Origin of the sequence: Flavobacterium ginsenosidimutans (assembly GCF_003254625.1) — a bacterium.
Lineage (GTDB): Bacteria > Bacteroidota > Bacteroidia > Flavobacteriales > Flavobacteriaceae > Flavobacterium > Flavobacterium ginsenosidimutans.
In genome coordinates this window covers 317,828-329,763 of sequence record NZ_QJRJ01000078.1, presented here as the reverse complement: position 1 = coordinate 329,763, position 11,936 = coordinate 317,828, and the positions used below count along the sequence as shown (strand labels likewise).

Genomic DNA, 11,936 nt, shown 5'->3' with positions numbered 1-11,936 from the left:
AACTTAAATAAAGTAAACTAAATTTGCATTATATGTTTTTTTGTCTAATTTTACACAACCGATTGTTTTAATTGCAATTCGCTTTCCTGCAAGGTTTCCAAAACCTTGTAGGTATGATTTAACGAGTTGTATAAAATAATTGAAACCTACAAGGTTTTGAAAACCTTGCAGGAGAAAAACTGACTAACTTTATTTTTAGAAACCACTTTTGCTTACATAACTAATCAACAAATGACCACAAACCCACGAATGACTAACCTTTCACAAAAACTATCCATCAAGGAAAAAATTGGATACAGCTTAGGAGACTTAGCTGCCAATTTAGTTTTTCAGACTTTGATGACCTATCTGGCGTATTTCTACACCGATATTTATGGTTTATCGCCAACCGATTCTTCAATCATTATGTTGATCGTTGGTTTAATTGCGGCCTTTATTTTTAATCCAATTATTGGGGTTTTGGCAGACAGAACGAGTACCAAATGGGGAAAGTTTAGGCCTTGGATTTTAATAACCGCGATTCCGCTTGGTGTAGTAGCTTTATTAGCATTTTCAACCCCTGATTTCTCTTATAAAGGAAAAGTAATTTATGCTGTTATAACGTATAGTTTATTGTTGCTTTTTTACGCTGGAAATAATTTACCATATTCTGCTTTAAGCGGAGTAATTACAGGAGATATGAAAGAACGAAACAGTATGTCATCATACCGTTTTGTGGCAGTAATGTTTGCCCAGTTTTTCGTTCAAGTTTTTATGCTTGGCATTATCAAAAGCGCTGGAAATGGCGATAAAGCTGTCGGAATCGAAAAAGTAATGACTGCTCTGGCAATTATTGGAACGATTATGCTTTTGATTACTTTTTTGACAACAAAAGAAAGAATCATTCCAAAACCAGAACAAAAGTCAAGCGTTAAAGAAGATTTGAGTGATTTAATCAAAAACAGACCTTGGATCATCATGCTTACGCTAACGACTTTGGTTTTTGTAACCTTAGCAATGAAAGGTGGTTCGTATGTATATTATTTTGAAAATTACGTTAACAAAGATCAGTTAGCTGTTTTTATTCAGCCAATATTAGATTTTCTAACTACGATTGGATTGAATCATTTTGGTAACGATCCAGTTTCTGCGGGCTTCGGTTTATTCAATGCAGGCGGAATTATCTTTATGATTGTTGGTATTACATTGTCTAAAAACTTGGCAGACAAATACGGAAAACGAAATGTTTTCGGAGTGTTTTTATTCATTTCGACTTTATTTATTATCGCTTTCTATTTCTTCCCGCCAGCCTCAATCGGATTGATGTTTTTCTCTCAAATTTTACACGGATTTTTCTACGGAATCACAATCCCAATTCTTTGGGCAATGATTGCCGATGTTGCCGATTATTCAGAATGGTTGAATAACCGTCGTGCAACTGCAATTATTTTTTCTGCTATGATGGTCGGGCTGAAAACGGGATTAAGCGTTGGAGGCGCTTTGACAACCTTATTTTTAGGTTATTTCCACTACCTTCCAAATGCTCCTCAACAATCAGAAATAGCTATAAATGGAATCAAATTATTAGTAAGTATTTTCCCTGCAATCCCTTTTTTAATTGGAGCTGGATTGCTGTTTTTCTATAAAATCAATAAAGAAATGGAAGTGAAGATTGAAACAGAACTAAAAGAAAGAAGAACTTAATTATTTAAACAAAATATAACTATGCCTGAAGATAGCATTGAACACATTAATTTTGAACACATTAATGAACTGGCAATTTCAAAGCCTTTAGTATCACATATTTATACAGCCGATCCTTCGGCACATGTATTCAATGGTAAAATTTATATTTATCCATCGCACGACATTGATGCAGGAATTCCGTTTAACGATAATGGAGATCATTTTGGGATGGAAGATTATCACGTTTTTTCGATGGATGACATTTCATCAGAAGCAGTTGATAATGGAGTTGCATTGCATGTAGACGATGTTGCCTGGGCTGAAAAGCAAATGTGGGCGCCTGATGCAGCTCATAAAAACGGAAAGTATTATTTGTACTTCCCAGCCAAACGCGCCAATGGAATTTTCCAGATTGGAGTTGCTATTGCAGATTCACCTGTTGGGCCATTTATTCCAGAAAAAGAAGCAATAAAAGGAAGCTACAGCATTGATCCTGCGGTTTTTGAAGATGAAGACGGTAAACATTATATTTATTTTGGAGGAATCTGGGGCGGACAGCTTCAGAAATACCGCAATAATATATATGATGAAAACAACGAAGAACCTTTGGCGAAAGAAAAAGCTCTTGGACCAATCGTAGCTTTGTTAAGAGAAGATATGTTGGAATTTGCAGAAGATCCAAAAGAGATTAAAATTTTGGATGAAAATGGAAATGAGATTCTTGCAGGCGATAATAATCGTCGTTTTTTTGAAGCTTCTTGGGTTCATAAATACAACGAAAAATATTATTTCTCTTATTCAACTGGAGATACGCATTTTATTTGCTATGCAATTGGCGACAATCCGTATGGGCCGTTTACGTATCAAGGAAGAATTTTGAATCCGGTTGTGGGTTGGACATCGCATCATTCAATTTGTGAAGTAGAAGGCGAATGGTATTTGTTTTATCACGATTCAAGTTTATCAAAAGGAGTAACGCATTTGCGAAGCATGAAAGTAACCAAAATCGATTATTTGGAAGACGGTTCGATTATTACGATTGATCCTTACGGTATAAGAAGATTAATCGATTAAGATTTTTTATGTAAAAAAATTTAGCAAAAAATTACAATCGGTTGTGTGTAACGATTATTCTGTTATAAATAGTAAGATAAGATACTCGGAAGTTTCGGATTTAGCAGAAGAAGTTTTTAAAGAAAAGTCCCAGAGGGACAAAATATTTATAGAATTTTTAGAATATCCGATAGTAAAAGCCTCAGCGAGGTGATATATTATTTGTAGCAAATGTGTCACTCCGCTGGAGCTTTTAATCTGTGTGGATTTGAATTTTCTATAAATATTACGCTCTTCCAGAGCTGAATTAAAATGACAAAGATTACGCTGAAGTTCTTTTGAAACCGTTTTGCGTGAGGGATAGAAGTGGAAAGCCCACAGCCTGACGAAGGAAGAGCGAGGACTTGAAACGGATAGCCCGACCCGGAGGGACACGCCCTAATTATTAATATTTATCACATTTAAAAAAATAACAATTTTAATCTAAAAAATAATTTTTTGTAAAAGATTTTTATCTACTTTAGCATAACAGAACGGAACAGAACGGTATGTCAAAAGAAGAAGAAAAATTTGAGTTTATAATTAATCACGAAAGTGATATTCCGAAGTACCAGCAATTGGTTGACGGAATTACAAATGCTATTGCGGAGAATATTTTGCAAAAGGGAGATTTGCTTCCGTCTGTGAATGTGATCTGCAAAACGTATCAGCTTTCGAGGGACACGGTTTTTAAGGCGTATTCGATTTTAAAGGATCAAAAAGTAATTGATTCTGTGCCGAACAAAGGCTATTATGTTGCGGGTGAAACGAGAAAAGTACTTTTGGTTTTAGACACGTTTAAGGCTTATAAAGAGGTTTTGTATCATTCGGTTGTGAATAATTTGCCTGATAATGTGATTATTGATGTGCAGTTTCATCATTATAATATTGATGTTTTTAAAACGATCATTAATAATGGAATCGGGAAGTATTATAAATATGTGGTGATGAATTTTGACCACGCGGCTATTCCGCCAGCATTATCGGCAATTTCAAAAGATAAACTGCTTTTGATTGACTGGAATATTAGGGCTGATAAAGCGAATAATTTTGTTTTTCAGGATTTTGGAAAAGCGTTTTATGATGCTTTAAAAGAAGCAGTTGACTTGTTTAAAAAGTATAAAAAAATAGATTTTGTATATCCTGATTTCACGAATCATCCGTGGGAAACGGTTGAATTTTTCAAGAAATTCTGTGCTGATTTTGGTTTTCAATATGACATTATTACAGATCCGAAAAAGTTCAATATCGAAAAAGGAATTGCTTATATCAGTGTGAGCGACAGGATTTTGGGATACTTTTTAGAGCAGTGCAAAGAGAAGGATTTTGAACCAGGAAAAGACGTTGGTTTTCTTTCGTACAACGAAACGCCAATGAAGAAATTTATATACAAAGGAATTTCAGTTGTTTCGACTGATTTTAACGAATTAGGAACCAAAGCGGCGGCATTTATTACGCATGACGAAGAAACCAAGTGTTATGTGCCGACTAAATTAATAATAAGAGAATCATTGTAAGTTATGTATTATATCGGTTATGATATTGGAAGTTCTTCTGTCAAGGCAGCCTTGGTAGAAGCAGAAACAGGCAAAAAAATCATTGTTCTGAATGAGCCTCAAAATGAAATGGAAATTCTTTCTATTCATCCAGATTGGGCAGAGCAGGATCCAGAAATTTGGTGGCAGCACATTTGTACGGCGACCAAAAGAGCAATTAAAGAAGCTAATATCGATGCATCCAAAATTCAGGGAATTGGTATTTCGTACCAAATGCACGGATTGGTAATTGTGGATAAAGACGGAAATGCACTTCGAAACTCTATTATTTGGTGTGACAGCCGTGCAGTCGAAATCGGGAATAAGGCTTTCGCCGAAATTGGAGAAGAAAAATGTATGTTGCATTTATTGAATTCGCCAGGGAATTTTACTGCTTCTAAACTAAAATGGGTTAAAGAAAACGAACCTCAGCTTTACAGTAAAATTGATAAATATATGCTTCCGGGAGATTACATCGCTTTGAAATTGACAGGCGAAGTAACGACAACTAAAAATGGTTTGTCTGAAGGAATGCTTTGGGATTATAAAGAAAATAAAGTAGCCGATTGGCTTTTAGAATATTACGGAATTGATACAGCATTAACTCCAAAAATAGTAGAGAATTTTACGAATCAAGGTGTTGTTACTGAAAAAGCTTCACAAGAATCTGGTCTTCCTGCCGGAATTCCGATTGTGTATAGAGCAGGAGATCAGCCAAATAATGCTTTGTCATTAAATGTGCTCCGTCCGGGAGAAGTTGCGGCAACAGGTGGTACGTCAGGCGTTTTTTATGCCGTGACAGAAACAAATTCAGGAAAAAGTACTCGTGTAAACAACTTTGTTCATGTGAATTATGCTGAATCAAATCCGAGAGTTGGAAAATTGCTGAATATAAACGGAGCGGGAATTCAATACCGATGGATGCGAAATAATATCGGAAATGAGTCATATGAAGAAATGAATGAAAAAGCATCTCAGATAAATGTAGGTTCACAAGGATTGGTTGTCATTCCGTTTGGAAATGGCGCTGAAAGAATGTTCAATAATAAAAACATTGGATCTCATATTTTAAATCTGAATTTTAATATTCATACCAACGCGCATTTATTCAGAGCGTCTTTGGAAGCAATTGCGTTTTCTTTTGTGTATGGAATGGAATGCCTGAAAGATGATAATGCAACGATTAATGTAATTAGAGCTGGAAATGATAATTTATTCCGTTCCGAAATTTTCTCTAATACAGTTGCTACATTAATTGGACATGAAATAGAAATTTACAATACAACCGGAGCAGTAGGAGCGGCAAGAGCAGTAGGCTTGACAGATGGTGACTTTGAAAAATTTGGATCAGGAATTACAACAAATGATCACGTAATGACCTTTTTGCCTCTAAAAAATAAAGAGGAATATGAAACGGCTTATAAAAAATGGAAACAAGAATTAGAATTAATATTAACAACTAAATAAAAAGATAAAATGATAGTTTTAGGAGATAAAGAATACTACAAAGGTATTGGCCAAATTAAATTTGAAGGAAAAGAATCTGACAATCCGTTGGCATTTAAATATTACAATCCAGACCAAGTTGTAGCTGGAAAAACAATGCGTGAGCACTTTAAATTTGCTATTGCTTACTGGCATACTTTCTGCGGACAAGGTAGCGATCCATTCGGACCTGGAACTCAACAGTTTGCTTGGGATGCTTCATCAGATCCGTATCAAGCTGCAAAAGATAAAGCTGATGCTGCTTTTGAATTTATCAGCAAAATGGGATTCGATTATTTCTGTTTCCACGATTACGATTTGATTGCTGAAGGAGCAACTTTCGCAGAATCAGAAAAACGTTTAGCTTTTATTACAGATTACTTAAAACAGAAAAAAGCAGAATCTGGAATTAAATTACTTTGGGGAACTTCAAACTGTTTCTCAAACCCAAGATTCATGAACGGAGCTGCTACAAATCCTGATTTTAATGTAGTAGCAAGAGCTGGTGGACAAGTAAAATTGGCTTTGGATGCTACAATCGCTTTAGGCGGAGAAAACTATGTATTCTGGGGTGGTAGAGAAGGTTATATGTCTTTGCTAAACACAGATATGGGAAGAGAATTAGACCACATGGCGCAATTCTTAGCAATGTCTAGAGATTATGCAAGAGCACAAGGTTTTAAAGGAACTTTCTTCATCGAACCAAAACCAATGGAACCATCAAAACACCAATACGATTTTGACTCGGCTACAGCAATTGGATTCTTAAAAAATTATGGTTTAGATAAAGATTTCAAAATCAATATCGAGGTAAACCACGCAACATTGGCACAACACACTTTCCAACACGAATTGGAAGTTGCTGCAAAAGCTGGAATGTTAGGAAGTATCGATGCGAACAGAGGAGATTACCAAAACGGATGGGATACAGATCAATTCCCAAATAACATTCAAGAAACTACTGAAGCTATGTTGGTTTTCTTAAAAGCTGGCGGATTGCAAGGTGGAGGAGTTAACTTTGATGCTAAAATCAGAAGAAACTCTACAGACTTAGAAGATGTTTTCTTAGCGCATATTGGCGGAGCTGATACTTTTGCAAGAGCATTATTGACGGCTGACAAAATCATCACTTCTTCTCCTTACGAAAAATTAAGAACAGAAAGATACAGCTCTTTCGATTCTGGAAAAGGAAAAGAATTTGCTGATGGAAAATTAAACCTTAAAGATCTTTACACTATCGCTCACGAAAATGGAGAATTAAATCTTCAAAGCGGTAAACAAGAATTGTTTGAAAACATCATCAACCAATATATTTAATTGGTTTAGATTTAAAAATCAAACCTAACAGGTTTTCAAAACCTGTTAGGTTTCTACAAAAAATATTTAGTGAGGCAAAAGATCTAAAAAGATTTGAATTTTTAAATATGATAGCTGTAAAACGTTAATTGTGTTTAAAATTGCTTTTTAGATGAAAATTGAAAAATGTGTATTAAGATAATGGCCTATTTTTTGACTTCTGAATAGGAGAGAATAGATTGAAGGTTTAGTTACTATTTTCTTTCTATTAGGAAAGATTAGAAATTTAAGTCAGTTTGATAAATTAGTAGTGAGTTCTATTTTATTAAAGGTTTTTTGAAGAGCGGAATCGATCGAAATGCACATTTTTTTCTCGCTAGGATTTACCAGGAACTTTGTCAAAGTTTTAAACTTTGACAAAGTTTTTTTTACGCAAAATATTATTTAACCAAAAACCACAAAAACATGAAATTTTTTATTGATACTGCCAATCTTCAAGATATTGAAGAAGCGCAGGCTTTAGGCGTTTTAGACGGCGTAACCACCAATCCGTCATTAATGGCAAAAGAAGGCATTACAGGAAAACAAAATATTCTAAACCATTATCTAGCAATTTGTAATATCGTTGATGGCGATGTTTCTGCTGAGGTAATCTCAACTGAATTTGAAAGAATGGTAAAAGAAGGAGAAGAATTGGCCGCTCTGCATCCGCAGATTGTGGTAAAATTACCTATGATTGGCGACGGTATAAAGGCTTGTAAATATTTTTCTTCTAAAGGAATTCGTACCAATGTAACTTTAGTATTTTCTGCTGGTCAGGCTTTGCTTGCCGCTAAAGCAGGAGCAACTTATGTTTCTCCGTTTTTAGGACGTTTAGATGATGTTTCTACTGATGGAATGCATTTGATTTCAGAAATTAGAGAAATCTACGATAATTACAATTATCAGACACAAATACTTTCCGCTTCTGTGCGACATACCATGCATATTATCAATTGTGCCAAAATAGGATCAGATGTAATGACTGGACCACTTTCTGCAATAAAAGGTCTTCTAAAGCATCCATTAACAGATATCGGATTAAAGCAATTTGTAGAAGATGCCAAAAAGATGAATTTATAGTCTTTTTATTTCCGTTTTTATAGTTCTAAAACTCCTTTCCAGTTATTTGGAAGGGAGTTTTTTTATGAAATAAAAGCAACCGATTGTCCTTTTTTTACCTTTTGTAAGAAATATATGGTTTAGAGTTTAAAGTATTGGTTTGCAGTTTGTAATTGCCTAAATCTCTCGTGTAATAAGGCATTAGCGAAGATTTGATATAAAATATTTTTTGGACGCTTACTACAACGTTTGAGTGGTTTTGGAAAAAATATTAATTTTTAACATTTTATATTTTTTTTAAGATTTCGAGTCAAACGATTTATTATCTCTAACGTTTTCGTGGAATGAAATGCTGTTATTGATAATTAATCAAAAAATTACGATTATAAATATGGATAATTCTTTTTTAAAGTGATATTTTTTATAAAAAATTAACGCAACCGATTGTGTGTTGTTGTTTTTTACATATATTTGTTTTGACTATAAGAGATTGTTCGTGTAAAATTTATGATTGAAGCGAATTATAACTCATTAAAAAAGAAAACTAACTAAACCATACTATTAACTCATTAAACCAATTATTTATGACTAACTTTTTAATTACTAAAAGCAGATCTAAATACTTTAAGAATTTGGGGTTCTTGATCCTGATGCTCGTATTTTCTGCTGCAGTAAATGCGCAAATTACTGTTTCGGGTACTGTATCTGACAGCAGCGGACCTATACCAGGTGTAAATATTATCGTAAAGGGAACCAAAACAAGTACTGTTTCTAATTTTGATGGAACATATACGCTTAATGCTATTCCTGCAAATAGTATTTTGGTTTTCAGTTTTATCGGATACAAATCTTATGAGGTTTCGGTAAATAATAAAACGAAAATCGATGCTTTATTAGAAGAAAATCTTAATGACTTGAAAGAAGTTGTTGTTGTAGGATATGGAACAGTAAAAAGAGCTGATTTAACAGGAGCTGTTTCTACAGTAACTAGTGCAGCAGTCACGCAATCTGTTGCAACAACTATTGATCAGGTTTTACAAGGTCGTGCAGCGGGGGTTCAGATCCAGCAAAATAGTGGTACGCCTGGAGGTAGTTCTTCAGTACGTATTCGTGGTATCAGTTCGATTACGGGTTCAAACGAACCAATTTATGTAATCGATGGTGTTATTATTGATGGAAATTCAGGTTCTTTAAATACTAATCCGCTTGCGGGAATTAACCCGAATGATATTGCTTCGATAGATATTTTGAAAGATGCATCAGCAACAGCAATTTATGGTTCGAGAGCTGCAAATGGAGTAATTATGGTTACTACCAAAACAGGTAGAAAAGGAGATTTGACTTTAAATTTTGATAGTTATGTAGGATGGCAGCAAATGCCAAAAGAATTGCAAGTGCTTAATTTAAGAGAATACGGGACGTTAAAAAATACTCGTGCAGATTTAGGAATTGTTCAGCGAGATAATACTTTCATCAGACCTGAACTTTTAGGAGAAGGAACAAACTGGCAAGACGAATTGTTTCAAACAGCTTTAATTCAAAACTATAATTTATCAGCTTCTGGTGGTTCTGATAATACTACTTATGCTTTAGGAATGTCATATTTTGATCAGGAAGGAACTGTGATTGGTTCTTCTTTTGATCGTTTGACTCTTCGCGGAGTTATCGATTCTCAGGTAAAGAAATGGATCAAAGTGGGAGTGAATATGAATGTTTTTAAAACAAATCAGGTTACAACAGTTAATGATGATTCTGTAATTTTAACGGCATTAAAACAAACTCCAAACGTAGCGGCACGTAATGCTGATGGAACTTTTGACGGTCCAGATACAACAGAATTCGTTCAGACAAATCCATTGGGAATTGCTTTACTAAAAGACAATCATTCAACAAACTATGGAATTAGAGGAAATGCTTATGCTGAAATTAGTTTTACAAAAGATTTAAAACTTAAAACGCAATATTCTATAGATTACGGTTTTGGAAACAATTATACTTTTAATCCATCTTATACTTTTGGCGCACTGACAAATGAAGTTAGAGAAGGATCAAGAACAAAATCTACGAGCGAAAATTGGATTTGGAATAATGTATTGAGTTATAATAAAACGTTCAACAAACACAGCGTTACTGCAATGTTAGCTCAAGAAGTTCAAGAGCAAAACTGGGAAAGCCTTTATGGATACCGTTCAGGTTATTTAACAAATGGAGCAACGGACTTAAATGCTGGAGATCCTACGACAGCAAGAAATTCAAATTCAAGTTCTACAAGATCTCTAAGCTCTTATTTCGCAAGAGGAACTTATTCTTTCGATGATAAATACTTTGTAACAGGAACAATCAGAAGAGATGGATCGTCGCAATTTGCTGAAGAAAACAAATGGGATTGGTTCCCATCTGCAGCTGTAGCATGGAAAATTTCAAACGAAAGCTTTTTAAAAGATAACAATACCATTAGTAATTTAAAATTACGTACAGGATGGGGAGTTGTGGGTAACTCAACAGTACCAAATAACGCGTACACTTCTGTATACGGAACCTCTGCAACAAACTGGGGAAGCGGGCAAATTGCTACAAATACGGCAAATCCAGATTTGAAATGGGAAAAAACAAATTCAACGAATATTGGTTTAGACCTTGGACTTTTTGATAATAGAGTAGAACTTACGGCTGATGTTTATTATAAAAAAACAGATGATTTATTATTAAGATTATCACTTCCAGCATACGTAGGAACAACTGGTCAAGGATCAACAACACCTCCATATGCTAATATTGGATCTCTTGAAAATAAAGGTTTTGAAGTTGTATTGAACACTCTTAACATGCAGAGAAAAGATTTTACTTGGAGATCTAATTTAAATTTTACTGTAAACAGAGTTAAAGTATTAAAATTGAATACAGAATCTGGAGTTTATGACCAGACTTTACAGCAAGGTTCTGATGTAACTGTGGTAACACGTTCAGCAGTTGGTCAGCCAATTGGGCAATTTTACGGTTACAAAGTAATTGGACGTTTTGAAAAAGCTACTGATTTTTATTATAAAGATGCAAGTGGAACGGTAAAAGCGACAGCATTGCCAGAAGGAATGCAGATTGGAGAAAATGGCGTTTGGATTGGAGATTATATGTTTGAAGATGTAAACAAAGATGGTGTAATTAACGAAAAAGATGCAGGTTACATCGGAAATCCAAATCCAGATTTTACATTCGGATTCAATAATAGCTTTTCGTTCTTAGGATTTGATGTGAGTATTTTATTTACAGGTTCTTACGGAAATGATGTTTTAAATTATCAAAGACGCTGGTTAGAAAATCCTCGTGAGAATACTAACTTATTAAAAACAGCATTAGGATATGCAGAATTGGAATTAATCGATCCAAACGGGCCAAACGATTATCGTAACGTGCAGATTGTTGGCGGAGATCCTTATATGCCAAGAATTGCAGCTTCTTCGGCGGCTTCAGCATCAAACTACCGTTTGAGCAACAGATTTGTTGAAGACGGATCTTATGTAAGACTTAAAAACATTTCTATTGGATACAATCTTCCTAAAGATTTATATTCTAAATACGGAATTTCAAATATCAAAGTCTATTCAAATATGCAGAATGTCTTAACCTTTACAAAATACAAAGGATATGATCCAGAAGTAGGTGCGATTAATCAAAACCTGCTTTTAAACGGTATTGATAATGGACGTTATCCTTCACCGATTACAACTACACTTGGAATAAATGTTAATTTCTAAAAACTGCACA

At 34.5% G+C, this 11,936-nt stretch carries 7 protein-coding genes; all 7 read left to right on the top strand.

Annotated elements, in window-relative coordinates; translation table 11 throughout:
- Positions 1-249: 249 nt before the first annotated feature.
- Positions 250-1,683, top strand: coding sequence for an MFS transporter (locus DM444_RS14660; protein WP_111287969.1), 1,434 nt, complete (start codon positions 250-252; stop codon positions 1,681-1,683).
- A 21-nt stretch (positions 1,684-1,704) separates the two neighbouring features.
- Positions 1,705-2,739 (top strand): glycoside hydrolase family 43 protein, encoded by a 1,035-nt coding sequence (locus tag DM444_RS14655; protein WP_111287914.1) that lies wholly within the window; start codon positions 1,705-1,707, stop codon positions 2,737-2,739.
- 527 nt (positions 2,740-3,266) lie between these two features.
- The gene (locus DM444_RS14650) at positions 3,267-4,274 is read left to right on the top strand and encodes a GntR family transcriptional regulator (RefSeq protein WP_111287912.1); all 1,008 of its coding nucleotides are present in this window, start codon (positions 3,267-3,269) and stop codon (positions 4,272-4,274) included.
- Between the two features lie 3 nt (positions 4,275-4,277).
- The gene (locus DM444_RS14645; RefSeq protein WP_111287910.1) at positions 4,278-5,759 is read left to right on the top strand and encodes a xylulokinase; all 1,482 of its coding nucleotides are present in this window, start codon (positions 4,278-4,280) and stop codon (positions 5,757-5,759) included.
- A 9-nt stretch (positions 5,760-5,768) separates the two neighbouring features.
- Complete coding sequence (gene xylA / locus DM444_RS14640; protein ID WP_111287908.1) at positions 5,769-7,094, top strand: xylose isomerase; 1,326 nt, start codon at positions 5,769-5,771, stop codon at positions 7,092-7,094.
- Between the two features lie 444 nt (positions 7,095-7,538).
- Positions 7,539-8,195: a fructose-6-phosphate aldolase gene (fsa, locus tag DM444_RS14635; RefSeq protein WP_111287906.1), complete on the top strand. Its 657-nt coding sequence runs from the start codon at positions 7,539-7,541 to the stop codon at positions 8,193-8,195.
- Between the two features lie 563 nt (positions 8,196-8,758).
- Positions 8,759-11,926: a SusC/RagA family TonB-linked outer membrane protein gene (locus DM444_RS14630; RefSeq protein WP_111287904.1), complete on the top strand. Its 3,168-nt coding sequence runs from the start codon at positions 8,759-8,761 to the stop codon at positions 11,924-11,926.
- Positions 11,927-11,936: the final 10 nt, after the last annotated feature.